This is a genomic window from Spirosoma sordidisoli, assembly GCF_004138325.1.
GTDB classification, from domain to species: Bacteria; Bacteroidota; Bacteroidia; order Cytophagales; family Spirosomataceae; genus Spirosoma; species Spirosoma sordidisoli.
The window spans coordinates 241,108-267,411 of sequence record NZ_SBLB01000004.1 but is presented as its reverse complement, the minus strand read 5'-3'; the positions used below and the strand labels follow the sequence as shown (position 1 = coordinate 267,411).

The 26,304-nt window shown below is 57.0% G+C and carries 16 protein-coding genes; 13 read left to right on the top strand and 3 right to left on the bottom strand.

Going from position 1 to position 26,304, the window contains the following annotated elements:
* Positions 1-3: 3 nt before the first annotated feature.
* Entirely contained in the window at positions 4-1,398 is a 1,395-nt protein-coding gene (locus EQG79_RS16035) for a sigma-54-dependent transcriptional regulator (protein WP_129602544.1), read from the bottom strand.
* A 73-nt stretch (positions 1,399-1,471) separates the two neighbouring features.
* Here EQG79_RS16035 and EQG79_RS16030 point away from each other — a divergent pair, with 73 nt between their 5' ends.
* The 6 genes from EQG79_RS16030 to EQG79_RS16005 all read left to right on the top strand — a co-directional run bounded on the left by EQG79_RS16030 (position 1,472) and on the right by EQG79_RS16005 (position 12,917).
* Positions 1,472-3,178 (top strand): ArnT family glycosyltransferase, encoded by a 1,707-nt coding sequence (locus tag EQG79_RS16030; protein WP_129602542.1) that lies wholly within the window; start codon positions 1,472-1,474, stop codon positions 3,176-3,178.
* Positions 3,179-3,356: 178 nt separating this feature from the next.
* Complete coding sequence (locus EQG79_RS16025; protein ID WP_077923250.1) at positions 3,357-4,604, top strand: efflux RND transporter periplasmic adaptor subunit; 1,248 nt, start codon at positions 3,357-3,359, stop codon at positions 4,602-4,604.
* 66 nt (positions 4,605-4,670) lie between these two features.
* On the top strand, positions 4,671-5,348 hold the full coding sequence (locus tag EQG79_RS16020) for an ABC transporter ATP-binding protein (RefSeq protein ID WP_077923249.1): 678 nt from the start codon (positions 4,671-4,673) through the stop codon (positions 5,346-5,348).
* A 271-nt stretch (positions 5,349-5,619) separates the two neighbouring features.
* Positions 5,620-8,001, top strand: a complete 2,382-nt coding sequence (locus tag EQG79_RS16015) for an ABC transporter permease (RefSeq protein WP_129602541.1) — start codon at positions 5,620-5,622, stop codon at positions 7,999-8,001.
* Between the two features lie 72 nt (positions 8,002-8,073).
* Positions 8,074-10,545 (top strand): ABC transporter permease, encoded by a 2,472-nt coding sequence (locus tag EQG79_RS16010; RefSeq protein WP_129602539.1) that lies wholly within the window; start codon positions 8,074-8,076, stop codon positions 10,543-10,545.
* A 2-nt stretch (positions 10,546-10,547) separates the two neighbouring features.
* Positions 10,548-12,917: an ABC transporter permease gene (locus EQG79_RS16005; protein ID WP_129602537.1), complete on the top strand. Its 2,370-nt coding sequence runs from the start codon at positions 10,548-10,550 to the stop codon at positions 12,915-12,917.
* A 65-nt stretch (positions 12,918-12,982) separates the two neighbouring features.
* Here EQG79_RS16005 and EQG79_RS16000 read toward each other — a convergent pair whose 3' ends face one another.
* Both EQG79_RS16000 and EQG79_RS15995 read right to left on the bottom strand, forming a co-directional pair.
* Positions 12,983-13,279: a hypothetical protein gene (locus EQG79_RS16000; RefSeq protein WP_129602535.1), complete on the bottom strand. Its 297-nt coding sequence runs from the start codon at positions 13,277-13,279 to the stop codon at positions 12,983-12,985.
* A 54-nt stretch (positions 13,280-13,333) separates the two neighbouring features.
* Entirely contained in the window at positions 13,334-13,777 is a 444-nt protein-coding gene (locus EQG79_RS15995; protein ID WP_077923244.1) for a PDDEXK family nuclease, read from the bottom strand.
* 286 nt (positions 13,778-14,063) lie between these two features.
* On the opposite strand from EQG79_RS15995, the gene EQG79_RS15990 reads away from it, so the two are divergent.
* The 7 genes from EQG79_RS15990 (at position 14,064) to EQG79_RS15960 (ending at position 26,297) form a co-directional block, all read left to right on the top strand.
* Positions 14,064-15,197, top strand: a complete 1,134-nt coding sequence (locus tag EQG79_RS15990) for a glycoside hydrolase family 88/105 protein (protein WP_129602533.1) — start codon at positions 14,064-14,066, stop codon at positions 15,195-15,197.
* Positions 15,198-15,201: 4 nt separating this feature from the next.
* Positions 15,202-15,516 (top strand): L-rhamnose mutarotase, encoded by a 315-nt coding sequence (gene rhaM, locus EQG79_RS15985; protein WP_129602531.1) that lies wholly within the window; start codon positions 15,202-15,204, stop codon positions 15,514-15,516.
* A gap of 144 nt (positions 15,517-15,660) precedes the next feature.
* Entirely contained in the window at positions 15,661-18,075 is a 2,415-nt protein-coding gene (locus tag EQG79_RS15980; protein ID WP_129602529.1) for an ABC transporter permease, read from the top strand.
* Between the two features lie 210 nt (positions 18,076-18,285).
* A complete protein-coding gene (locus tag EQG79_RS15975) occupies positions 18,286-20,736 on the top strand; it encodes an ABC transporter permease (RefSeq protein WP_129602527.1) in 2,451 nt (816 codons plus the stop codon).
* Positions 20,737-20,796: 60 nt separating this feature from the next.
* Complete coding sequence (locus EQG79_RS15970; protein WP_165358912.1) at positions 20,797-23,187, top strand: ABC transporter permease; 2,391 nt, start codon at positions 20,797-20,799, stop codon at positions 23,185-23,187.
* Between the two features lie 17 nt (positions 23,188-23,204).
* Positions 23,205-23,843: a GIN domain-containing protein gene (locus EQG79_RS15965; protein ID WP_129602523.1), complete on the top strand. Its 639-nt coding sequence runs from the start codon at positions 23,205-23,207 to the stop codon at positions 23,841-23,843.
* A gap of 9 nt (positions 23,844-23,852) precedes the next feature.
* Positions 23,853-26,297 (top strand): ABC transporter permease, encoded by a 2,445-nt coding sequence (locus EQG79_RS15960; protein ID WP_077923237.1) that lies wholly within the window; start codon positions 23,853-23,855, stop codon positions 26,295-26,297.
* The last annotated feature ends 7 nt before the right edge of the window (positions 26,298-26,304 follow it).

Genomic DNA, 26,304 nt, shown 5'->3' with positions numbered 1-26,304 from the left:
CGACTACAAGCCGAACTTCTCCAGCCGCCGGTACAGCGCCTGTCGCGACAGCCCCAGTTCCCGGGCCACATCGGTGATGCTCCCCTGGTATTTCAGCATGGCCTGCTGAATGGCTTTGCGTTCCAGATCTTCCAGTTGCAGGGTTTCGCTGACGGGCGAAGCGGTAGAGGGGTTTTTCCGGAATACGAAATCGCCCGGTTCGAGGGTGGCGCCTGCCGACAGGATGACGGCCCGCTCAACGGCATGTTGCAGCTCGCGCACGTTACCCGGCCAGCCGTACTGTTTCATCTCGGTCAGCAGCGCCGGACTCAGGCCCGTTACCGGCCGGTTATACTGTTTGGCGTACTGCCTGACGAAATGTTCGGCCAGGGGTTTGATATCGTCGGGGCGCTGGCGGAGGGGGGGCAAGGCCAGCTCGATGGTGTTGATGCGGTAAAGTAAATCCTGCCGAAAGGTTTTCTCGGCTACGCGTTCGTTCAGGTCGGCGTTGGTCGCGCAGATCAGCCGCACATCGACCGGCCGGCCTTTGTTGCTGCCTACGCGGGTCACCTGCCGCTGTTGCAGAACGGTGAGCAGACGGGCCTGCTGCGACGGCGTCAGGTTGCCGATCTCGTCGAGAAAAATGGTGCCGCCTGCCGCTTCTTCAAACCGCCCGGCCCGGTCGTCGCGGGCGTCGGTAAATGCCCCTTTCACGTGGCCAAACAGTTCGCTTTCGAACAGACTCTCGGTCAGGGCGCCCACGTCGACGCTGACAAACGGCTTGTTGTGGCGGTTCGACTGTTCGTGGATAGCCCGCGCAATCAGGTCTTTACCGGTGCCGTTTTCGCCCAGAATCAGTACGTTGGCATCGGTAGGAGCCACCCGCTCAACAGTGTCGAGAACGGGGCGCATGGCCGTTCCGATGATCGACGTGGCTTTACCGGCAGCCGGGCTACCGCCCGGGCCCGACCGGCCCCCGCGGTTGGCTCCGGGTCGACCCGACGATTTGTTGGTGTCGCTGGATGAGCTATCATCGTCGGGTCGGTTGATGGCCGCCCGGATCGTTTCGAGAAACTTGTCGTTCTGCCAGGGTTTGAGTACGAAGTCGACCGCTCCGGCTTTCATAGCCCGCACGGCCATGTCGACATCGCCATAGGCCGTAAAAAGCACCACCCGCGCCTGCGGGTCGATATCCAGAATCCGCTCGAGCCAGGCAAATCCTTCGCGACCACTGCTGACGTCGCGCTGGAAATTCATGTCGAGTACAATGGCATCATAGTGGTTGTTGTTGAGCAGGAATGGTAGTTTTTCGGGATTTTTCTCGATATCTACCGTACCCAGATGTCGTTTGAGCAGCAGCCGAGCCGCCAGCAACACATCCGGATCGTCGTCTACGACTAGGAGTTTAGCAGTTTGCATAGATCAAAGATAGGGTGATGAGGTATTTCGTTGCTTACTTTGGGAAAAATCGCTTACGGGCACTACCTGCCGAATGACCCAGACTTATGTTTTGCCGGACCGCTGGTTCTATGCCCTCACGGCGGTTGGCGTGTTGCTGAATGCCACGGGCCTGTTTCCGCCCGTACTCGAACCCGATGGAGCGCTCTACGCCTGTATTGCCAAAACGATGGCGCAGTCGGGCGATTTTGTCAATCTCTACGCCGTAGGGGCCGACTGGCTCGACAAGCCGCACTTCCCGTTTTGGGTGGTAGCGGCCAGCTTTCGACTGTTTGGGGTCAATACCGTGGCGTATAAGCTACCCGCACTGCTGTTTTTTCTGGCTGGTGTAGTCTACACCTATCGGTTTGCGCGACTAATGTACACAAAAGGGGTGGCGCAGGTTGCCGTACTGGTGTTGCTGACGGCTTTTCACGGGGTATTGTCGAACAGCGACGTCCGGGCGGAACCCTACCTGACGGGGCTCATCATTGGGGCGGTGTATCATTTCTGGCGGGTGTACTGCGGTTCCGACCGGGCGCCTGGCCAGTGGCTTCAGCTGGGGCTGGGGTCGTTGCTGACGGGCTGCGCGCTGATGACAAAGGGAGTTTTTGTGCTGGTGCCCATCGGCGCCGGCCTGGTGCTGCATTGGTTGCTGACGGGCAACTGGCGCGAGCTGCTGCGGCCGCGCTGGTACGGGGCGGTGGCGCTGTCGCTGCTGTTCACCCTACCCGAAATCTATTGCCTGTACCAGCAGTTCGACCTACACCCCGAAAAAGTGGTTTTTGGGCAAACGGGCGTGTCGGGCGTGCGATTTTTCTTTTGGGACAGCCAGTTCGGCCGGTTCTTCAACACCGGGCCGATCAAAGGCGAGGGCGACAAGTTTTTCTTTGTTCACACCCTCCTGTGGGCCTTTTTGCCGTGGTCGTTACCGCTCTACCTGGGCGTTGGTCGGGCCGTGGCCGGGCTGGTCAAACGCCGGAATCCGCTGCCGGAGTACGTATCGCTGGGGTCGGGGCTGGCTACGTTTGTCCTGTTCTCGCTGTCGGGCTTCCAGCTGCCGCATTACATGAATATCGTCTTCCCCTTCTTTGCTATCCTGACGGCTCAGTATCTGGTAAGCCTCTCTCCTGCGGTGCTGCGCCGGTGGACCCTTGGCCAGTCGGTTATCGGGGGGCTGCTGGTGGTGCTGTCGGTTGGATTGCTGCTGGTGGCGCAGCCCGACTACCTGAGCGGAGCGCTGGGCTGGGTGGCGGCCATGGTGCTGGCTACGATGCTGCTGTTCCGGACAACGGATCTGCTGTCGCTGATGGGGCGTATGGTGGCGGCTGTGCTGGTGCTGTTCGGGGTGGTGAACCTGTTTTTGTATCCGGCCTGGCTCGATTATATGGCGGGTCGTACGGCGGCCCGGCTGGTCAATGAACAACCGGCCCGCCCCCGGCCGGTCACCCTGCTCTACATGCCGGGAACGGGCGTTGGCGGGGGCAGTTTCTGGTCCTATGAGTTTTATGCCAGCGGACCAGCGCGCTACGTCCGGTCCGACTCGGCGGTGCAGGCGCAGCTCCGCCCGGGGCCACAACTGACATTTACCACGGCTGCCGACGCTGACTCGCTGGCGGCCCGTGGATTCGGGATTCGTCGGCTGGCTACCCTGCCTTATTTCCACGTCAGCACCCTGTCGTACGAGTTTATCAACAAACAGACCCGTGCCAAAACCCTGGAGCCCTACGTGCTGGTGCAGATCCGCAGCCGGGCTGACTGAGGGCCGGGTGCTGAAAGCGGACAGGAAATGTCCGATAGCGGACAGCCAGACTCGCGAATATGCTGATAATTGCTTCGTTATCAGGGTTATAGTAAAATTGGCATAGCATTGGCACAATCAGGGGTAAATGACCAGGTTCGAGTCGTTGCTGCTCGTTTGCCTTTTGACACGTTAACTTATGGATCGCGCCTTACCTAAACGCTTCTGGACTCAACAACGCCTGCTGCTTTCGGGCGGTAGTGTATTGATTCTGGGTTTGCTGGCTTACACACTTTTTTTCGCCGACCGCCGTTCGAAACTGAACGTCGAGAAAGACAAGATCACCGTATCTGCCGTCACGACCGGCCCCTTTGAAGATTTTATTGCGGTAACGGGCGTGGTGATGCCGCTGAAAACGATCCGGCTCGACGCCATCGAGGGGGGCTACGTCACCGATAAACTGGTGGAGGGCGGTACCCAGGTGCAGAAAGGGCAGGTATTGCTCAAGCTGGAAAACCAGAACCTCAAGCTCAGTTTCCTGCAATCTGAAACGGAAGCCAACCGGCTCGTCAACGATCTCCAGAACACCCGCCAGCGGCTGCAGATCGAACGCTTTACCCTCCGCAAAACCCTGGCCGACCTCGACGCCCAGATCGAGCAGGCCAAAGATGCCTACGACCGGCAGGTCAAGCTTTTCAAAGATAAGGTCGTTTCGGAAGAAGATTACCTGAGGGCCAAACGCACGTACGAGCGGCTGTCGGGGCAGCGGAAGATCGAGATCGAGTCGCAGAAATACCAGGAAGACAACGCCCGGATACAGATCAAGCAGCTCGAAGAGACGCTGGCCCGCACGCAGCGGAACGTAGCCCTCTGGCAGCAAACCCTCGACAATCTGGTGGTGAAGGCACCCGTAACGGGGCAGCTTTCCAGCATCGATGTCGAGGTAGGGTCGAACATTAACCGGGGGCAGAATATTGGCCAGATCGATGACCTGAACGGGTTCAAGATGCGGGTCGGGGTTGATGAACACTACATCAGCCGGGTGTTTGCTGGTCTGAACGGCTCTTTCGAGTTCAACGGTAAAACCCACGCCCTGACCATCAGCCGGGTGTATCCGGAAGTGAAAAGTGGCCGCTTCGAGGTCGATATGATCTTTCCGAACGGCGCTCCGGCGGGAATCAAACGGGGCCAGTCGTCGCCGATTCAGCTGGAACTGGGCAAAGCGGCTCAGGCTACGCTGCTGCCGGTGGGTGGTTTCTTCTCCGATACGGGCGGTAACTGGGTTTACGTGGTCGACAAGTCCGGCAAACGGGCTACGAAGCGCCCGATCACCCTGGGTCGTAAAAACCCCGAATATTATGAAGTGCTGGAAGGTCTCCAGCCCAGCGAGCAGGTCATCACCAGCAGCTACGAGAATTTCGGGGATAACGAAGTGTTGGAGTTTTAATCTTTTGCCAGGAAAACCTAGTCTGTCTATCCCTGCCCATCGTGCAGCCCTGTCCAGAATATAACTATGATCCAGACAATTAACCTTCAGAAACTGTTTGCTACCGAAGAAGTAGAAACCACCGCCCTCAATGGCATTTCGATGGACGTCAAAGATGGGGAGTTCGTCGCCATCATGGGTCCGTCGGGTTGCGGCAAATCGACCCTGCTCAATATTCTGGGTCTGCTCGATAACCCTACCGACGGCGAATATAATTTCTACGGTACGGCGGTGGCGAGGATGACCGAACGCCAGCGGGCCCAGCTGCGCAAAGGCAGTATCGGCTTTGTGTTCCAGAGCTTCAACCTGATCGATGAGCTGACGGTCTACGAAAACGTCGAGCTGCCGTTGCTTTACCTGAAAACCCCCGCCGACGAGCGCAAACAGCGCGTAGAGGCCGCCCTGGAGCGGATGGCCATCATGCACCGCCGTAATCACTTCCCGCAGCAGCTGTCGGGTGGTCAGCAGCAGCGTACGGCCATTGCCCGGGCGGTAGTGGCCAAGCCCAAACTGATTCTGGCCGATGAGCCGACGGGTAACCTCGATTCGAAAAACGGCGAAGAGGTCATGAAACTGCTCGGTGAACTGAACGACGAGGGAACAACTATCATCATGGTAACCCACTCGCCCTACGACGCCGGTTTCGCCCACCGCATCGTAAACCTGTTCGACGGTAAAGTCGTCACCGAGAATTTCCACGTCTAAAGACCGGCCCGGGTGGTGACGGTAACCCACGCCATCCGGATAAGTGGTCCGTGGGGACACGGACCGTGGTGCGTGGGGTCAGTCACCGTGGTGCGTGTCCTCACGCACCACCCATGCGTCAGAAAAGCCATCCGGATAAGTGGTCCGTGGGGACACGGACCACGGTGGTGGGGCGGGCGGCTGCCACCGTGATCAACCACGGGGACTACGGCGCCGACCGTACAGGCCGTTGTCAGGAGACAGCTTGATTTGGTTATAAATAGTACCCTTTATGTTTCGGAATTATTTGACAATCGCCCTGCGGACGCTGTGGCGCAACCGGCTGTTTACGGCTATCAATATAGTAGGGCTATCGGTCGGGCTGGCTTGTGTGGTTGTGCTGGTGCTGTTTGCCCAGCAGGCGCTGACCTTCGACGGGTTTCATACACAGATCGATCGGATCTATTCGGTGCAGACGCAGTCTGACGGCCAGGCTTACAACCAGACCGTATACCCGATTCTCGATCAGATGCTTCGTGATTACCCCGAGATCGAGACCGGAACCCACGTGCAGAGCTGGAACAACCCCTGGATCCAGTATGGCGACAAATACATTCAGAAGCAGACGGCCTATGTCGACTCTACCTTCTTTCGTATTTTCAGCTTTCCGCTCAAGTATGGCGATCCGGCTACGGCCCTGCGCCAGAAACGATCGGTCGTCCTCAGCGACGAGACGGCACAGAGCCTGTTTGGGGATGTGAACCCGGTTGGAAAGGCCGTCACCCTGGACGATTCGCTATCCTACACCATTACGGGCGTGCTGGACAAAATACCGTCTAACTCGTCGCAGCAGTTCGAGGTGCTGATGCCAGCGGCCAACCTGATGGATTTTCCGGGCTTCAGCGAAAATGCTGACTGGTACAACGGCTTCGCTACGGTCTTTGTGCTGCTTCGGCCCGATGCCGACAAAGCCGGGCTGGAAGCCAAACTGCCGCAGCTCGTCAAAAAACACTTTGCGCCGGAAGGGCAGAAGCGCATCATCCGGCTGGGAGCCTATAAAGAGTTCATTCATACCGAAAACCCTACCTTTTCGAACCTGATCTACGGTGCCGTTACGATTGCTGCCTTTCTGCTGATCATCATCAGTATCAACCTGATCAACCTCAATACGGCGTCGGCGCTGCCGAGGGCCAAAGAAGTAGCCATGCGGCAGGTGGTTGGCGCCACGCGCCAGCTGGTGCTTCGTCAGTTTTGGGTCGAATCCGGGCTGGTGGTGCTGGCGTCTCTGGCCTTGTCGGTCCTGTTTGCCGTATTTTTCCTGATTCCGCGTTTCAACCAGCTGCGCGACGGGCGTATGCAGTTGGAAATTGCGTGGGCAACCGACTACCCAACCATACTGACTGTTGCCGGTATTGCCATCCTGGTGGCGCTCGTAGCGGGTACGTACCCGGCTTTGTATCTGTTGGGCCTGAAAACGACTGAGGCCGTAAAAGGTAAACTCGCGGCCAGTCCCGGCCGGGGTCGCCTGCGGCAGAACGCCCTGATTGTACTCCAGTTTACGCTGGCTGTCATCTTTATGCTTGGCACGATCGGGTTGCGGGAGCAGATCCAGTTTATGAAACAGGCCGACCTGGGCTACGACAAAGACAAGGTGCTGGTATTTAAAACAGATCTGGCTTACCGGAACGAAGCGGCTGCCCGATCGCAGGGCCAGGCTATTCTGGCTAAGCTCCGGCAAGACCCTAACGTGGTTTCGTTCACCAGCTCGGAGCTGACGCCGGTTAACTTCTGGAACAACTTCAACAGCTACTACCCCGACGGCGACGAAGCCCGGCAGGTGCGCATTCGACACGTAACGGGGGCCGTCGGCTTTACCGAAACGTTCAAAATTCCGCTCCTCGAAGGGCGCAACTTTTCGGACAAGACACCGGCCGATTCGGTCAACCACGCCGTCATCCTAAACGAGTCGGCCATGAAAGCCTTTGGCTGGACAACGGCGGTCGGTAAGAAGCTGCGCCAGCTGAATAACAACGAGGTTTTTACCGTGGTCGGCGTCACTAAAGATTATCATTACCGCAGCCTGAAAGAGCGGGTCGAGCCCATGCTGCAGTGGTACGGCGGTCGGGAGCAGCTGAGCAGCTTCCTGTCGGTGCGGCTGGCTGATGAAGACAAGGCCCCGGCGCTGATCCGGGAGCTGGAAACCCAGTTTGGGAAAATACCGGCCCGCCGAACGCTGTCGTATGTCTACCTGGCCGACGAGATAGGAAAGACCTATCAGTCGATCGAAAGCATCTGGCGGATGGTCAGCTTCGTGACCATAATAGCCATCCTGATCGCCTGCGCGGGTATTTTCGGGCTGATCTCGCTCGTGGCCCGGCAGCGAACCAAAGAGATTGGCGTTCGAAAAGTGCTGGGGGCCTCGGTGGTCAGTATAGCTGCGCTGCTCTCGTCCGACTTCATGAAACTCGTGGCGCTGGCCATTCTGATTGCTTCGCCCCTGGGCTGGTGGCTGGGGGTTAAACTGCTCTCTTATTTTGCGTACCATACCCAGGTGCAATGGTGGTACATTGTGGTAGCCGCTTTGCTGGCTATCGGTATCGCGCTGGGGTCGGTTATCTTCCAGGCCGTTCGGGCGGCTCTGGCAAATCCGGTGACCTCTCTACGGTCGGAATAAAAAACAATGAATGGATGATGTACAACGAATACCGTTCATCAGCATCCCCATTATCCGGTACTCCCCAACGTCATGCTAACGAACTATCTCAAAATCACTTTTCGCGGTTTGGCCAAGAACAAGGCCTTCTCGTTTATCAACATCGTTGGGCTGGCAGCGGGACTGTCGTGCTGCATGCTTATCTGCCTCTACGTCTACGACGAACTGAGCTACGACACGCATCACCCCGACATAGCGCAGTTATACCAGGTCGGGACGGTGTTCGTAAACCCCGATGGGGAGGAGAAAACGGCCGCCACCCCCTACCGCCTGGCCGATGCGCTGCAACAGGAATACCCCGAAATTGGCAGCACAACCCGACTGGTGGGTCTTTTCGGCGACGACAAGACGTTGCTCCGCGCCAACCCTGTCGGGAACATAGCGAACAGTAAACCAGCCGTCTTCTACGAATCGAAAGGTTACCTGGCCGACCCAACGTTCTTCTCCTTTTTTCGGTATGACTTTGTAGAAGGCAACCCCAAACAGGCCCTGGCCAATCCTCACGCTATTGTGCTGTCGGAGACAATGGCGCGTAATCTGTTCGGTAATCAGTCTGCCCTGAACCGGACCATTCACATCGAGAGTAATACCAACGGCGTGGGCGACTACACCGTCACGGGTGTGTTCCGGCCCGGCACCGTGCCCTCGCACATCGACGCCCGGTTTTTTCTGTCGTATGCCGGGGGGGGCCTGTCGCAGTACATCAACGGCACTACGGGCATGGTAAGCAACAACATGTTTTTTACCTACCTGAAGCTGAAGCCCAGCACCGACGCCCGCAAGCTGGAAGCCAAACTGCCCGCCTTCGTGGAGAAATACATGCGGAAAGACCTGGCCGTGGCCGGGCGCGACAAAAAGCAATTTCTGACCGCCGTGCGCGATATTCACCTCCATACCGACCTGACGCACAACGTAACACCCAACGGGAGTCTGACGTACCTCTATGTGCTGGGCAGTATTGCGCTGTTCACGCTGCTTATTGCCTGCATCAACTTCATGAACCTCAGCACGGCACGGTCGGGCAAGCGAGCCGCCGAGGTGGGCGTCAGGAAGGTACTGGGCGCCGAGCAGGCGTCGTTGGTGCGACAGTTTCTAAGCGAAGCGCTGCTGTTCAGCGGGTTTGCCTTTGTGCTGGCTCTGGGGCTGGTTTGGCTGATGACTCCGGTTTTTGAAGCCGTATCGGGCAAAACGATGCATTTTTCGTTGGGTCAGCGGCTGGGACTGGTGGCTACCTTCTTTGGGATTAGTTTGGCTACGGGTCTGCTGGCGGGCAGCTACCCGGCTTTCTACCTGTCATCGGTCCGGCCCATCACCGTGCTGAAAGGCGGGGTTGGCCGGGCGGGTGGGTCACTGGCAGCCGTATCGTTGCGCAAAGGGCTGGTGGTCATGCAGTTCACGCTGTCGGTGATGCTGATGATCGCGCTGGTGGTCATTGCCCGCCAGATGAATTACCTTCGCTCGGCTGATCTGGGATTTGCCTCAGCGCATCAGCTCATTATTCCGCTTCGGAGCGAAACGGCAAAGACCAGCTACCCAGCCCTGAAACAGGCATTGGTCAGCACGGCGCAGGTACGTTCGGTGGGGGCATCGGCCTATTATCCAGGTATTTTCAACCCCGAAGACGCCCGGCTTTACGGCGAAAAGCAAGTTGCGGCCGATGCCAAAGTGACTCGCATGAATCGCGTCGATGCAACGTACCTGCACACAATGGGCATCGAACCCGTGGCGGGTCGGCTCTTTTCGGTTCAATTTCCCGGCGACACGAGCAACCGGGTTATTTTGAACGAGAAAGCGGTGAAGGAACTGGGCTACCCTTCGGCTCAGGCAGCTATTGGCAAGCCCGCCATCGCCAACCGAGACTCGGAAAACTACCGCAGCATAATTGTCGGCGTAGTGAAGGATTTTCACTTCGAAGACCTGCACGTACCCATTACACCCTTTGGGTTCACGCTCAATCTGAACGGCAACTACAATTACGTCGTGGTGAACCTCAAGCCCGGCGATATGCAATCCACCCTGCAATCACTTGGCAGCGTCTGGCAGCGGTTCAATTACGCCGAGCCGTTTGAATACAGTTTCCTGGACGCCGAATTTCAGAAGAATTACGAAGCCGAAAATCGCCTTTCGACGCTGGTAAGCTACTTTACGTTTATCGCGATTCTGATTTCGTGTCTGGGTTTGTTCGGGCTGGTATCGTTCAATGTAGAGCAGCGGGTGAAGGAGATTGGCGTTCGGAAGGTGCTGGGCGCAACCGTCGGCAACGTGGTGATGCTGTTGTCGAAAGACTTCCTGAAACTCGTGCTGATGGCGGTGGTGCTGGCCTCTCCGCTGGCCTGGTGGGTCATGCACCGGTGGTTGCAGGGCTTCGCCTACAAAATCGATATTGAGTGGTGGTACTTCGCGCTGGCGGGTTTGCTAGCGGTGGGCATCGCGCTGCTGACGGTGAGTTTTCAGAGCGTAAAAGCCGCTCTGATGGACCCGGTAAAATCACTAAGAGCAGAGTAACTATGCTTAGAACCTATTTTCTCCTCGCCTGGCGAAACCTACTCGCCAACAAACTGGCCTCCCTCATCAACATTGTGGGGCTTTCTATTGCAGTGGCCTGTAGTATTACGGTGTTTCTGACGTTGCGAAACTTCTGGACACTCGATGATTTCCACGCCAATGGCGACCGGATTTACATGCTCGAGTACGTGCAGAAACATCAGGACGAAACCCGCACCTTCGGCGATGCCCCCGCACTTATGGCCAACGCCCTCGCGGCCGATTTTCCGCAGGTGAAACACACGGTGCGGGTCGAGCGAGAAAACGTAACGGTCTATCGGAACGAGAGCGTCATCAGTGAGATGATTACCTATGCCGATGCTAATTTCTTCGATGTCTTTACGTTCCCACTCGCCCAGGGTAGCCCGGCCGCCCTCCGCGACCCGTCGGCCCTGATTCTGAGCCACGACATGGCCCTGAAATACTTCCCCGATCAGAATCCCATCGGGCAACCGTTCACCGTTTTGACCGGCAGTCGTGAACAGAAACAGTTTGTGGTGCGGGGTGTGGCTGCGGACTTTCCAGACAACATCGGCTTCAAATTCGCACTACTTACGGGTTACCATCCGGTGCATACGGCTCTGAAAAATCAGGACTGGAGCAGCCACATCAGTGCGGTTTTTGTGGAATTGCACCCGCGGGCCAACATTGCCACGCTGGCCCGCCAGATGAAGCCCTATATGGTCCGTTACAACGCCCGCAACCCCGAAAAACCCATCGAGTCGTTTGTGTTCGATAACCTTCGGCAACCGGCCCAAAACGCCTACGACGTGGATCGCCGACCCGCCGAAGCCAACCATCCGCTCATTTCGCTGGTGTTTGGCGCTATTGCGCTGGTTATGATGGCCATATCGTGCGTCAACTACGTCAACATTTCGTTGGGGGGTGTCACACGTCGGCTTAAAGAAATCGGCATGCGGAAGGTGCTGGGTGGCACCCGGCAGCAACTGATCGGGCAGTTCATGATCGAGAACCTGCTGCTGTGCGCGTTTGCGCTGGCGTTCGGGCTGCTCATCACCGAGCTGTTCCTGATTCCGCTTTTCAATGACATCATGACCATGACCATCTCGCTGAATGTTGGCCAGAACGGTACACTTTGGGTGTTTCTGATCGGTTTGCTGCTGTTTACGGCGGTGGTATCGGGCGCCTATCCGGCCCTGTATGTGTCGGCGTTTCGGCCCACGGTGGTATTTGCCGGGAAGCTGAAATTCAGCGATCGGCGTACCGTGGCGCGGGTGCTGCTGGTAGGGCAGTTTGCGCTGGCGTTCATTGCTGTCATCATTGGTGTAGCGCTTACCCACGCAGGCAAGCAGTGGCAGAACATAGACTGGGGCTACACACCCGACAACGCGCTGGTGCTACGCCTGACCGACAGCACGCAATACACCATCCTGAAAAACGAGTTAGGGCAACTGCCCAACGTTCGGGCCGTATCGGGGGCGCAAAGCCACGTGGGCGAGTCGATGAATAGTCAGTCAGTTTGGGTTGGTGGCATAGAAAAGCAGGCGCTGGTGTTTGACGTTGGTCCTGACTACCCCCAAACGCTCGGCCTGCAACTGGCGCAGGGCCGTTTCTTCGACCCTCAGCGTCGGGCCGAAAACACGCAGTCGGTACTGGTGAATCAGACGTTTGTGGAGCAACATGGCCTGAAACAACCCGTTGTGGGTCAGAGCATGCGGCTCGACAGCCAGTTGGTGACTGTGGCCGGGGTGGTTCAGGATTTTAAATGGTTCGGGTCCGGTGCCGAACGTCCGGCTATTTTACGGCCCGCGCCCGAATCCCGTTTTACGTATCTGATTGCTGATTTTGAGCCGGGCCGTGGGCCACAGGTCGCTACAGCCGTTACGCGCATCTGGAAGGCCCATGTGCCGACTATGACCCCGTCCTGGTTTTACCAGAAAGATGTTTTCGAAAACTTCAACACGACGTCGCGAAAGCTGTCGGCAGGTTTTGGGGTGCTGTCGGGGCTGGCGTTGCTGATTGCCTGCATGGGGCTATACGGCCTGGCTACGCAGCATTTCGTACGCCGGATCAAAGAAGTGAGCGTTCGGAAAGTGCTGGGCGCAACCGTCTCGCAGGTCATTCTACTGGTGAACCGGGAGTTCATCAGCCTGCTGCTGGTAGCCGGTGGGCTGGCCAACGCCCTGTGTTTTACGGGAATTCAGTTGCTGTTGCAGCAAACCCAGCCGTTCACAGGCGGTTTGCGGCTGGGTCTATGGCCTTATCTGGTGGCCAATGGGGTGGTGTTGCTCACAGCGGCCCTGGCTGTGAGTGTGCAAAGCTGGAAGGTCGCTACTGTAAAGCTGGCCGAGTCACTGAAAAATCCGGACTAACACCATGCGCTGAAATAACCTCAAAACCGCTTTTCGCAGTCTGGCCCAATACCGGCTCGTTGACTTTAGCGCATCAAAGCCGCACTAATAAACCCTGTTAAAGCCATCAGAACCGACTGAAAACGTATCTCACTTCCCTGCTCCTCGGGTCGGGCCTTTAGGCAGCCGCACAGGCGCGCAATACTAACCTGACGACCCGTATCGAGAATACCGACAATACCATGTCGATTGAGGTCAACGGGAACGCCCGGGGTAAAGACATTAGCTACATACGGCAGTTTCGCGTGGCCGGCATGAGTCGTAGCCAGAAAGAAGCGCTGAAAAAAACGGTTTCCCGACTCGCTCGGTGTTGATAAATCCACTCGATCTTCACGAAAAATGCGGGTGAGAAAAAACGAAGCGAAGGCGAGATTACATTACAGGAAGCTGTTCAGGTCCCGCTGGAGCAGGATGGAGAACGAAGACGGTTCTACCAGGCCGCCGTCGCCGGAACGATAGCGGAACCACTGCCGGGTCTTGTAATTATAGACGAACCCTTCCTGTATACCATAGTCGCAGTCGTCCATCAATCGAATTACCTTTCGGATGTCATTTTTCTGCCCGCTGGTTTGACAAATTTCAATAATCAGGCGGGTAGACTCCGTATGGTGATCGAACAGAAGCAGGTCTGGAACCGGGTTCCCGTACCCTTCAGTGAGCATGGTTTCGGTCAGTGGCTCGTATGGAATACTATTGGTTTTGTAGTAGAGTATACCTAACTCAACATGCAGCTTCGAGATGACCTGCTGGTGGCGAAGGGGGGCATTGACACCCATGTCGTCCTCATGGGCGAACCAGGGCGAATGCTGCGATTGGTACATACGGTTGGCGTGATGAGTACGTCTGAAAACCAAAAATACTCAAAAGGATAGCGCTGCGCAACAGCGTTCCGAGAAACGAACGGGACAGCGGGTATTATGTAATGTGCTGTTTTTGAGTTATATATGCTATGTGCCTGCCTCTCTGTCTGGGTTTCTATGTTGTCAGACCTGGTCGGGAATGAGCCGAGAGGCCTGGCGCAGACGCTGCATCCTGGTGGGGTCATAAGGCCGGGGCGCCGGGTGGCCGAAAGGAGTAAGACCGGGCGGGAAGTTTCTTTTCGGGGCAATGACATCGATTCGTACCACCGTAGTAGTCGTTATGGGCGGCTGGCTGCTGACCGGCTGGGCTTCGGCGCAAAAACTGCCGGCTACGCGGGCCATCCGGCAAACCATGACCCTGGCCAATGACTACTTTATGAAGACCTGGCCCGACCCCGGTCTCGAGATTGTAACCAACAAAGTCCGGCCCAGCAACATCTGGACCCGCGCCGTGTACTACGAAGGGCTGATGGCGCTCCACGCCCTCGATCCGCAGCCGCGCTACCTCGACTATGCGCTGGACTGGGGGCAGAAGCACCACTGGGGACTTCGGTCGGGCGTTACTACCCGCAACGCCGACGACCAGTGCTGCGGACAGACCTACATCGACCTTTACCAGCTTGACCGGCAGCCCGAACGCATCCGCGCCATAAAAACATCCATCGACGCCATGATGCAAAGCCAGACCGTAAGCGACTGGACCTGGATCGATGCGCTGCAAATGGCTATGCCGGTATTTGCCAAACTGGGCGTGCTGGAAAAGAACCCGGCTTATTTTGAGGCTATGTACCGGCTCTACTGGCATACGAAAACGGTAGAGGGCGGCAAAGGCCTGTACAATCCGGTCGATAAGCTGTGGTGGCGCGACAAGGACTTTGTGCCGCCCTACAAAGAGCCCAACGGTGAGGACTGCTACTGGTCGCGGGGGAACGGCTGGGTGGTAGCCGCGCTGGTTCGGGTGCTGGACATCATGCCCGCCGATGCGCCCCACCGCGACGAATACCTGCAAACCTACCTCGACATGATGCAGGCTATCAAACCGTTGCAGCGTCCCGACGGGTTCTGGAACGTCAGTCTGCACGATGCCAACCATTTCGGGGGTAAGGAGCTGAGCGGCACCGCGCTGTTCGTATACGGCATGGCCTGGGGGATGAACCACGGTTTGCTGAACCGGAACGAATACGGGCCGGTGGTGGCTAAAGCCTGGAACGCCATGGCTACGGAAGCCGTACATTCAACCGGTTTTCTGGGCTACGTGCAGGGAACTGGTAAAGAACCCAAAGACGGACAGCCCGTTACCTATACCAGCAAAACCGATTTTGAGGACTATGGATTAGGGTGTCTGCTGCTGGCAGGCACCGAACTCTGCAAACTGAACTGAACCTATGCTGCCCATTGCCTTCACAATGCAGCTCAAGCCCGGCAACGAAGCCGAGTACAAGCGTCGACACGATGAAATCTGGCCCGAGCTGGCGGCTGCACTCCGCGAAGCGGGCATCAGCGACTACGCCATTTTTCTCGATCACCGCACCGGTACGCTGTTTGCCGTACAGAAGCGCACCGACAGGCACACGGCCGATCAGCTGCCCGACCTGCCGGTTGTACAGCGCTGGTGGGCCTACATGGCCGATCTGATGGAGACGAACCCTGACCACTCGCCCATTACTGCCCCGCTCAAGCCGGTGTTTTACCTGCCCTGAACGGCTGTCCGCAAACGAACGGCTCCGTCCGAATACGGACAGCTTGGCTCATATTTGCGAAATGTAATAATTGAAAATCAGCGTGTTATACCCTGGTATGACATTTGGGAATGACGTTGACAGTTCAACTTTTGGTAGGCTGTCATGATTCGTAATTACCTCAAAATCGCCTTTCGCACGCTCTGGAAACACAAGACCCACACGGGCATCAATGTCGTTGGTCTGGCCGTGGCCTTTGCCACGGCCACGCTGCTTTTCCTGACGTCCTGGTTCGAGTGGAGCTACGACCGGTTCCATACCGACGTTGACCGGATTTACCGGGTGTATCTGCAGGAGTCGACGGGCGATGTAACGAGCATTATGCCCTACCCGCTGTCGCCGGCGCTGCAGGCCGAGATGGCCGATGCCGAATCGGTAACGCGGATGATGTGGTCCCAGACCGAATTTGTTGGGGAGAAACACGTCGCCAAGGATATCCGGTTTGCCGATCCGGGGGTGTTCAGGACGTTTACCTTCCCGATGCTGGCCGGCGACCCCAATACGGCCCTCCAGGATCTGAGCAGCATTGTCATTACCGAAGACATGGCCCGGGACCTGTTCGGTGATCAGAATCCGATCGGGAAACCGCTGCGTACCGATGGGCTCAACATGGGCCGCGATTTCATCGTCACGGGCGTACTGGCCAACATACCCACCAACTCGACATTCCGTTTCGACGCCCTGGTACGCCCCGAAACCCGGGCAGACTATCAGGCGGCCAAAGCCGAATGGGGGAGTCGTAATCACGAAGTGTTTGTCCGGTTAAAGCCGGGTGTCGATGCGCAGACGGCCGAAAAGCGACTCCGCTCGTTTACCCGGAAATACTGGCAGACCGATATCGCCGAAGCAAAACAGCGCGGGCAGAAACCCGACGCACAGGGCGAGTACATAAGCCTCCGGCTGCAACCCCTGACCGATATCCGGTTCGATACCAAAGGCGTTATGGGCGGTGGGGTGAGTCGCACGTACGTGTATGCGCTGGCTCTGATTGGTCTGTTTATCCTACTGATCGCCGGTATTAACTACGTCAATCTGTCGCTGGCCCGGTCGGTGACGCGGGCGCGGGAGGTAGGGGTGCGAAAGTCGCTGGGCGCGCAGGCGGGCCAGCTATTCGGGCAATTCTGGGCCGAGTCGCTGGTGATTTGTCTGGTGGCGCTGGTGGCCGGTGTGGCCCTGGCCATTGGGTTGCGGCCGTTTTATAACCAGCTGTTCGGCACGCGGCTGTCGTTCGATCTGCTGACGCATCCGATCACGATCGGGTGTATAGGGGTCGCCTTTCTGTTCATTACGCTGCTGACGGGCGGATACCCTGCCTGGATTATGGCGCGCTTCGAAGCCGTTACGGTGCTGAAGGGGAAAGTAAAAGGACCGAAGTCGGGTGGATTGCGGAGCATCCTGATCGTGGCCCAGTTTGCGCTGGCCAGCCTGCTGATCATCTGTACCTTGCTGATCGGGCAGCAGCTGCGTTACCTGCGCGAGCGCCCACTGGGTTTTTCGGAAGAGCAGGTCATCAGTTTACCGCTCCGTAACCGCGACAACCTGACCGGGGCCCGGGCGCTGCAACAGCTGCGCGACCGGCTCCGTAACAACCCCGACGTGGTCAGCATCTCAGGAACGGCCACCAACATCGGCAGCGGGCTGGACGGGTCTACGTCGCGGAGCATGAGCGGCTGGACCCATAAAAACCGGGAGGTAGAAACCGACTGGCTACGGGTCGATTTCGACTACCTAAAAACCCTGGGTATGACCCTGAAAGCGGGCCGCGACTTCAACCCGGCCTTCCGTACCGATACGCTTTCGGCGGTGATCATTACCCAGAGCCTGGCGAAGCAGCTGGGCGAAAAAGATCCGGTAGGCGTCGTGATTCAGCCGGATACCGCCGACCGGAAATACGAGATTATTGGCGTCATCCCGGACTTCAACCTGTTTTCGCTGCATCAGAAAGCCAAACCGATCACCCTCCACCTCGATAGCCGCACCGGGGTTAGTTACGCCCTGATCCGGACAACGCCCCAGGGAATGGTCCGGACCATGGATGCGCTCAAGTCGCTCTGGAAAGAGATGGCCCCTTCGGCTCCCTTTCAGGCGTCGTTCGTGAATGAGAACACCAACCGCTGGTACGATAAGGAAGAGCGGTTCTCGACCATCTTCAGAATAGCGGCTGGTCTGACTATTCTGCTGTCGTGCATGGGCCTGTTCGCGGTGGCCTTACTGACCATCGAACAGCGCACCAAGGAAATTGGCGTTCGGAAAGTGCTGGGCGCTTCGGTAACCAGTATCGTAGCCCTGTTGTCGAAAGACTTTCTCAAGCTGGTCGTTATTGCGATCGTGATTGCGTCGCCCCTGGCCTGGTATGCCATGAACCAGTGGCTGCAGGACTTCGCCTACAAAATCGACATCGAGTGGTGGGTGTTTGGGTTGGCGGGTTTGCTGGCGGTGGGCATCGCCCTGCTGACAGTGAGTTTCCAAAGTATCAAAGCCGCCCTGATGAACCCGGTCAGAAGCTTACGATCTGACTAAAAAACGCCCGGCCCAGCACCGGTTCGCTGGTGTATTGCTGTGGCCGTAGGTCGGTTCATTCCGTGTCACCCGAGGCCGTGTCCTCACGGCCTCCTATGCGTCAGCCATTGCCGTCTGGACAGGGGCCGTGCGGACACGGCCCCGGGTGGTTCGGGGGTTGATTTCCCAGCCCTGGGTAGGTACGTACTGGTTCATTAGCTCTCTTCTCTTATGCTTAGAAACTACATCCGCATCGCTATTCGTAACCTGTGGACGCATAGAACCTTTACGTTGATCAACGTAGCCGGGTTAGCCACGGGAATAGCCACCAGTCTGCTTATTCTGGAGTACGTGAGTTTCGAGCGTAGTTATGATCTGTTTCATCAGGATGTTGCCGACATCTATCGGATTCGGTATAACCAGCTGAACGGGGAGGGCGAACTGGCGGCCAAAGCAACTACGGTGGCATCGGTCGGGCCGGGGCTGCAGCAGGCCTTTCCAGAGGTCGCATCGATGGTGCGGTTTCATCGTTCCCGCGCGCAGCTTAGCTATGAGACCCCGCAGCTGGTCAGGCGGTTTCGCGAAGACAACGTGCTGGCGGCCGACCCATCGTTTCTGACCTTTTTTTCGTTTCCGCTGCTCAAAGGCAACGCGGCAACGGCCCTCCGGAACCCGACATCGATCGTTATCACGCAAACCCTGGCCAGGAAGTACTTCGGGAACGAAGAGCCCGTCGGTAAAACGCTGAAGATGACCGGCGGTTACGGCGACTGGGCCGGGGGCAGCTACCGGGATGTTAGCTACTATACCGTAACGGGCGTACTGGCCGACAGTCCGGCCAACTCGCACCTGTCCATCAACGCGCTTGTTTCGTTTACCCTCTTTTCGCGGGGTGAGGCTGAGCTGTCGAACTGGGGCGACTCGTTTTATACCTATGTGCGGCTCCGACCGGGGGCGTCGGCGGGGGGGCTGGACGCCAAACTGCCCGATTATATCCGGCAAACCCAGGGCGAAGCCAGCAAGGATGAGTTGCAGCTCCAGCCGCTGAGCCGTATTCATCTGGACCCGCCCTTGCTGGGCGAACCGGGCACTAACGGCAGTCGGCTCATGGTGGGGGTGCTGCTCGTGGTGGCGCTGTTCACCTCCCTGATTGCGTGGATCAACTACGTCAACCTGGCCACGGCACGCGCTACCGAGCGGGCTAAGGAAGTGGGAGTTCGGAAAGTAACGGGCGCGTCGGGTGCCGATCTGCTGCGGCAATTCCTGCTGGAAGCGCTCCTGCTGAACACGATCAGTATGGCCCTGGCGGCTGGGCTGGTCTCGCTCGTGCAACCCACTTTCAACGAACTGGTGGGTCAGCCTTTATCCCTGCGGATGCTGACCGATCAGGTATGGCTGCTGGTCTGCGCCAGCTTTTTTGCGGGTGGCGTGCTGCTGTCGAGCCTGTATCCGATTTTTGTCAACATCACGGTTCAGCCCGCGGCCGTCTTGCGGGGGCAGTGGGGGGCGCCCGCCCGGGGGCTGTCGCTCCGGAAAGGGCTGGTCGTGTTTCAGTTTGTCCTGTCGATGCTGCTGATTGCCGGGGCGCTGGGTATGTATCATCAGCTGACGTTCATGCAACGGTACGACGTGGGCATCAGGCTGGACCAGCGGCTGGTCATCAACGGGCCGGCCACAACCGACTCGACCTACCAGACCAAACTGAACGAAATCAGGGCCCGGCTGCTGAATACGCCCGGTGTTCAGCAAGTTACGGCCTCGAATCTGATTCCGGGTAAACCCATTACGGGCTTGTCGCGGGCGGGGCTGGTACGTCGGTTGAACCAGCGGGAAGAGGAGTCGGCCGGGCGGTACTATTTTTCGGCGGTCGATTATTCGTTTCCGCAGACGTTCGGGGCCCGGCTGGCGGCTGGTCGCTGGTTTTCGCCTGCTTTCGGCGCCGATGCCGCCGGGGGGCAGTCGGTGGTGATCAACGAGACGGCGGCCCGGATGTTGGGCTACGCCCGCCCGGCTCAGGCCATCGGGCAGCGGATCAACTACCGGATGCAACAAACGCCAACGATCGTCGGGGTGCTCCGCGACTACCACCAGCTGTCGCTCCGGAAGGCGCTCGACCCCATTATTTTTGAACTGGGCGACGCCCCTGACGGCTACCTCACGGTCAGTCTCCGCCCGGATCAGCTGCCGCAGACGATGGTCACTATTCAGCAGATCTGGCAAAAAACGTTTCCGGACAGCCCATTTTCTTCGTTTTTCCTGGACGAGTTTTTCAACCGGCAGTACCAGTTGGACTGGACATTCGCTTATCTGGCCGGCCTCTTTGCCGGGCTGGCCATCGTCGTGGCGTCGTTAGGTCTGTTCGGACTGGCCTACCAGACCACCTTGCAGCGAAACAAGGAAATCGGCGTTCGGAAAGTGCTGGGAGCCTCGGTGGCCAGCATCGTAGCCCTGTTGTCGAAAGACTTTCTCAAGCTGGTCGTTATTGCGATCGTGATCGCGTCGCCCCTGGCCTGGTATGCCCTGCACCGCTGGCTGCAAAATTTCGCCTACAAAATCGACATCGAGTGGTGGGTCTTCGCCCTGGCGGGTTTACTGGCGGTGGGCATTGCGCTGCTGACGGTGAGTTTTCAGAGTGTGAAAGCCGCGTTGATGAACCCGGTGAGATCACTACGTTCCGAATGATGAATGCCACAGTCGTTATCAGCTCATTCATCATTTATCACTCATCATTTTTTAAGAATCATGCTGACGAACTACCTCAAAATCGCCTGGCGGAACTCGCTTCGTAACAAAACCTACAGCGCGCTTACGTTACTGGGGTTGGCCGGTGGCATGACCTGCGCTTTACTGTTGGGGCTTTACGTCAGCGACGAACTAAGCTACGACCGATTTCACGCGAACGCCGACCGGATTTTTCGCCTGAATCTGCACATTAAGTGGGCCGACAATGAATACAAAATGGGCGTTGGATCGGCCCCAATGGCCCCGGCTTTGCAACAGGAATATCCCGAAATACAAAACGTATTGCGGGTAAAAACGGGCACTGAAACTTTGCTCCGGGTTGGCGAGAAAGCCCTGTACGCCAAAAACGTCATCTTCGCAGACTCGACGCTCTTTACTTTTTTCGATTATCAATTTATCGAGGGAAGTCCACAAACCGCGTTCATCAGCCCTAACAGCTTGATTCTGACGCAGACGATGGCTCTTAAGCTGTTCGGGAAGACAGACGGCATACTGGGTAGCGTTGTCAGGGTGAAAGAACAGCTACCGTTTACGGTGGCGGGTGTCATCAGGGAGGTACCCCTGAATCATCACTTGCAGTTCGACGCGATTCTGCCTTACTCCAATACGGCTGCCAGTACCATCAATCTGAATGGTTGGGACAATTTTGGCTCAAAAATCTATGTGTTGCTGAACCAGGCAAGTGACCAGCCACAACTGGAAAGCAAAATGGCCGCGTTCTACCAAAAATACATAGCCAGGGCCATTGGAGCAGAGGGTGATTCGAAGGTGACTTTCGAGATTACGTTTCAGCCATTGGCCGATATACACCTGCACTCGACGCACCTGATGGGCGAAGAAAACGGCGGGAATATGGCCTTCGTGTACACGTTTTCAGCCATTGGCTTATTTATTCTGCTCATTGCCATTGTCAATTACGTGAATCTGGCCACGGCTCGCTCTGCCGGGCGAGCCAGAGAGATCGGCGTTCGCAAAGCCATTGGCTCAGGTCGGCTTCAACTCATTGGGCAATTTCTGACCGAATCGCTGTTGGTGTCGTTTCTGGCTATTCTTTTGAGCCTACTGTTGTTCGTTTTACTGCTGCCCTTTTTCAACGCCATTACGGACAAATCGCTGACACTTGATGTAGCAAGTCCTCGAACGGCTGCGCTACTCGTTGGCTTTACCTTACTAATTGGCTTGATCAGTGGGCTTTACCCGGCCTTTGTGCTCTCCAGGTTTAAGCCAGCTCTGGTGCTGAAAGGAAGCGTTTCAGTCAGTGGGAAAGCTGCTTTACTACGCAGATCGTTGGTCGTGCTTCAGTTCACGATTTCGACAGCCATGATTGTGGGGACACTTGTCGTCTACCAGCAACTGCAATACATGCGCCATACCCAACTGGGCTTTAATCAGGAGCAGGTGCTCAACATTCCGCTCAAAGTGCCGTCGGTTCAATTGTCTGCCAATTCTCTAAAGAACAGGTTGTTACAAAGCCCGCTGATCAAAGGCGTGAGTTTAACCAATGGCTCAATTGGTGGTGAAATGAACAACAAGAGTACGTTCGATTTCTACGCCCGTGGAACCGAGCAGCCAGTCAGTACCGAGCATTTCCGGGTTGACGAACACTTTCTTGACGTGCTCCAGATAAAACTGAAAGAAGGCAGTGCCTCTACAGCCGGGCCAATGGCTGACTCGGCTGGTGCAGTATTTATCAATGAAGCGATGCTGAAGCGCCTGGGCTGGAAAAACCGCACCACGGGCTTAGTCGAACTCGACGCAAAACGAGTGGAAGTTGCCGGTGTCATCAGCGATTTCCATTTGCGTTCGTTGCACAACAGGATCGAACCGCTGGTGCTGGTTCGTTCTAAAAAACCAGGCGACCATCTATTGATTCGGGTATCGCCACAGCAGGTACCGACTGCTTTGGCCTACGTAAAGAAAATGTACGAAGCCGTTAACCCAAATCAACCGTTTGAATACACCTTTCTGGATCAAACCTTCTCGTCGCAATACCGCTCCGACGAGCAGAAAGGGAGCTTGTTCCTGGCATTTTCGGGTATCGCTATCTTCATTGCCTGCCTGGGTCTGTTTGGTCTGGCCGCGTTCACCGCCGAGCAGCGCACTAAAGAGATCGGTGTCCGCAAAGTGCTGGGCGCGTCGGTGGCCAGCCTCGTCGCGCTGCTCTCTAAAGATTTCCTGAAGCTGGTGCTGGTAGCCATTGTGATTGCCTCGCCCATTGCGGGGTACGCCATGAACCGCTGGCTACAGGACTTCGCCTACAAGATCGACATCGAGTGGTGGGTGTTTGCGGGGGCCGGTACGTTGGCGGTAGGCATCGCCCTGCTGACGGTCAGTTTTCAGAGCGTCAAGGCGGCCCTGATGAACCCGGTGAAATCGCTGCGTTCCGAATGATCTCTAAGCGCTCGTTTATGAAAACAATCTTTGTTGCTCTTCTCGGGCTGTTGTCAGCTACCCTGCAAGCGCAGGACCCCAAATACAGCTCCGCTCATGAGCTGCGCGGCAGCGGACGCGTCGTGCGGGAAGTTAAGTCTGTGCCCCCGTTCACCGAGATTCAGACGCAGCAGTTTCCGGCCAGAATTACCGTTGAGGTCGGTGGTCCTGAATCATCGGTGGCCATCAGCCTGGACGATAACCTGCGCCCGTTCCTGCGGATCGATCAGCAGGAGAACATCCTGAACCTATCGTTTGCCGAGCCATCAGGTAAACCCTTCTGGATCAGTCAATCGACCATCAGCGTTACGATCCGAACCCCCCGGCTCCTTGGTCTCCGACACGGGTCGAACAGCGACGTGCTGGTGACTGGCCTAAGCGGAGTATCCTTCGACCTGACTAACCAGGCCAATGGCAACGTCACGCTACGGGGCAAGGTCGAGATCTTCAATGTGGCCAGTGCCGCCAATGGTGGTGTTCGAGCCGACGGGCTACTTACGCAAACGACCAATGTGGTGGCACAGGCCAACGCAACTCTTCGCGTCAATGCGCAAACCGTGAACGAAGTCAGGACCGGACACGCTCGGGTTATCAATGTTGCCAAACCCTCTAAATAAACCAACGCCATGCTTCGCTCTTACCTCAAAATCACCCTGCGCAGTTTTTGGAAAAACAAGGTTTTTTCAATCGTCAACATGGTCGGCCTCGCGCTGGGTATTGCCGTCTTCGGGCTAATTATGGAATATATCAGCTTTGAGCGAAGCGTCAATAGGTTTCATGAAAAGCTGCCGTCGCTCTACCGCCTGACGGGTCAGAATGAAGATGGGAACGTGTATACCGATATGGCCCCGGCCATTGCCCCACTGGTGAAGCAAACGTTTCCCGATGTGCGTGCGTACTGCCGCATTGCCGAGCATTCGGCCAACGGAATCATTACCGCAGAACGAACCAAGGGGGCGCCACAGGCTTTCCGGGAAGACAAACTGGTGTATGCCGATGCGAGTTTCTTCACACTCTTCACGTTTCCGCTCGTGCAGGGCAGAGCCGCTATGGCCCTGCTTCAGCCCAACACGGTGGCCCTGTCGGCGACAAAGGCCCGGACCTATTTTGGCACCGATAAGGCCGTTGGCCGGTCGCTGACGCTCAACAACCGATTTGGCAAGACCCTCTACACCGTGTCTGCCGTTTATGCCGATATGCCGCCCAACTCTGATTTTCAGTTCGACGCGGTGTTTTCGCTACAAACGCTGGCCAACCCCGCCAACCTCAATGGCAACGACTGGGCGCGGCTCGACGGGTTCAACGGGAACTACCTGACCACGTTTCTTCAGCTAACCGAACCTAAAGGCCCCGGCACCGCCGATTATCACGCACTGGAAGCCAAGTTCAACGCTTACAAAAAACAAGCCACCCCCGACGATAAGAGCATTCTACTGCTTCAGCCCGCTACCACCATGCACCTGGCCGCTTCGCTGAGTACGCCCTACCGGACTGCGGGAAGCTTAGGGTTCATTTACCTGCTCGGCGGCATCGCGGGCCTGATTCTGGTGATCGCCTGGTTTAACTACGTGAATCTATCGACGGCCGGGGCACTCAAAAGGGCCAAAGAAGTAGGCGTTCGGAAGGTGGTTGGCGCGGGAGTGGGGCAACTCATGGGGCAGTTTCTGGGCGAATCGGTACTGCTCAATGGGCTGGGTGTAGGGCTGGCTTTGGCGCTGATGGTGACTCTGCAGCCTTTTTATAATGATTTTGTGCAGCAGGATTTATCAGTAGGTATGTTGGCATCGGGTGGTTTTGGACTGGCCGGGCTGGGGCTGCTCCTGGTCGGCACGTTGGCATCGGGCGGCTACGTGGCCTTCGCGTTGGCCTCGTTCCAACCCCGACAAACCCTGAAAGGCAGCCAGCAGGCAGGGAGCGGGTGGCTGCGGCAGACGCTGGTCGTGGCGCAGTTCAGCGCGTCGGTAGCCCTGATGGTCGGTACGTTCGTGCTCTACCGCCAATTGCAGTATATGCAGCGCACGAACCTCGGCGTTCAACTGGCCCAGCGAGTCGTGATTCAGCGACCGTCGGTTGGGGAGGAAGCGGCCCTAAAACCCCGCATGAATGCGCTGGAACAGCAGCTTTTGCAACGGCCCTACGTAAAAAGCTTTTGCCTGACGGGCAGCGCACCTGGTAACCCGCATGACTTCTCCACAACGGGCATTGCCAAACAGAACCCACGCCCGCAAGCCGACAAACAAGGCTACTCAATGGGCGTTATCGACAACCGTTTTCTGGCTACCTACGGTATTCAACTGGCCGCTGGCCGGAACTTCACCCAGCAGGAGGCCGAACTGGCCTGGGAGAAAAGTGCGAAACTACTTGTCAACGAAACGGCGGCCCGGCAGTTGGGGTTTGCCTCGGCTGCCCAGGCGGTTGGTCAATCCATTAACTGGGGAACGACTGGCTACGAAATTGTGGGGGTGGTAAACGACTATCATCATCAGGGATTGCGGCAGTTGATCGACCCCGTTATTTTCCTGCCCCGTCGTTCGGTGGGTGATTTAACCATACAACTCACCACCGACGATCTGCCGCGCAAACTGGCTGAGTTAGAGCGGCTGTACAAGGCTGCCTATCCCGGCAACCCTTTTGCCTATTATTTCGTGGATGACCATTACAATCAGCAGTACCGCCGTGAGCAGCAATACGGGCAGGTGTTCACCATCGCGTCGGTGCTGGCCATTTTCATCGCCTGCCTGGGCCTGTTTGGTCTGGCGACGTTCACCGCCGAGCAGCGCACCAAAGAGATCGGCGTTCGTAAAGTGCTGGGGGCTAGTGTTGCCAGTATTGTTACGCTGCTCTCCAAAGACTTTCTGAAACTGGTGCTGGTGGCTATTGTCGTTGCCTCACCCCTGGCCTGGTATGCCATGAATCGGTGGCTACAGGACTTCGCCTATAAGATCGACATCGAGTGGTGGGTGTTTGCGCTGGCCGGAACACTGGCCGTGACTATTGCCCTGCTGACGGTGAGTTTTCAGAGCGTCAAAGTGGCCCTGATGAATCCGGTCAAATCGTTACGTAGTGAATAAATGCTCA

Coding starts and splice junctions, on each gene's coding strand:
- EQG79_RS15960 (WP_077923237.1), top strand. CDS start 23,853: ATGCTTCGCTCTTACCTCAAAATCACCCTGCGCAGTTTTTGGAAAAAC.
- EQG79_RS16035 (WP_129602544.1), bottom strand. CDS start 1,398: ATGCAAACTGCTAAACTCCTAGTCGTAGACGACGATCCGGATGTGTTG.
- EQG79_RS16025 (WP_077923250.1), top strand. CDS start 3,357: ATGGATCGCGCCTTACCTAAACGCTTCTGGACTCAACAACGCCTGCTG.
- EQG79_RS16015 (WP_129602541.1), top strand. CDS start 5,620: ATGTTTCGGAATTATTTGACAATCGCCCTGCGGACGCTGTGGCGCAAC.
- EQG79_RS16020 (WP_077923249.1), top strand. CDS start 4,671: ATGATCCAGACAATTAACCTTCAGAAACTGTTTGCTACCGAAGAAGTA.
- EQG79_RS15980 (WP_129602529.1), top strand. CDS start 15,661: ATGATTCGTAATTACCTCAAAATCGCCTTTCGCACGCTCTGGAAACAC.
- EQG79_RS15995 (WP_077923244.1), bottom strand. CDS start 13,777: ATGTACCAATCGCAGCATTCGCCCTGGTTCGCCCATGAGGACGACATG.
- rhaM (WP_129602531.1), top strand. CDS start 15,202: ATGCTGCCCATTGCCTTCACAATGCAGCTCAAGCCCGGCAACGAAGCC.
- EQG79_RS15990 (WP_129602533.1), top strand. CDS start 14,064: ATGACATCGATTCGTACCACCGTAGTAGTCGTTATGGGCGGCTGGCTG.
- EQG79_RS15965 (WP_129602523.1), top strand. CDS start 23,205: ATGAAAACAATCTTTGTTGCTCTTCTCGGGCTGTTGTCAGCTACCCTG.
- EQG79_RS16005 (WP_129602537.1), top strand. CDS start 10,548: ATGCTTAGAACCTATTTTCTCCTCGCCTGGCGAAACCTACTCGCCAAC.
- EQG79_RS16010 (WP_129602539.1), top strand. CDS start 8,074: ATGCTAACGAACTATCTCAAAATCACTTTTCGCGGTTTGGCCAAGAAC.
- EQG79_RS15975 (WP_129602527.1), top strand. CDS start 18,286: ATGCTTAGAAACTACATCCGCATCGCTATTCGTAACCTGTGGACGCAT.
- EQG79_RS15970 (WP_165358912.1), top strand. CDS start 20,797: ATGCTGACGAACTACCTCAAAATCGCCTGGCGGAACTCGCTTCGTAAC.
- EQG79_RS16030 (WP_129602542.1), top strand. CDS start 1,472: ATGACCCAGACTTATGTTTTGCCGGACCGCTGGTTCTATGCCCTCACG.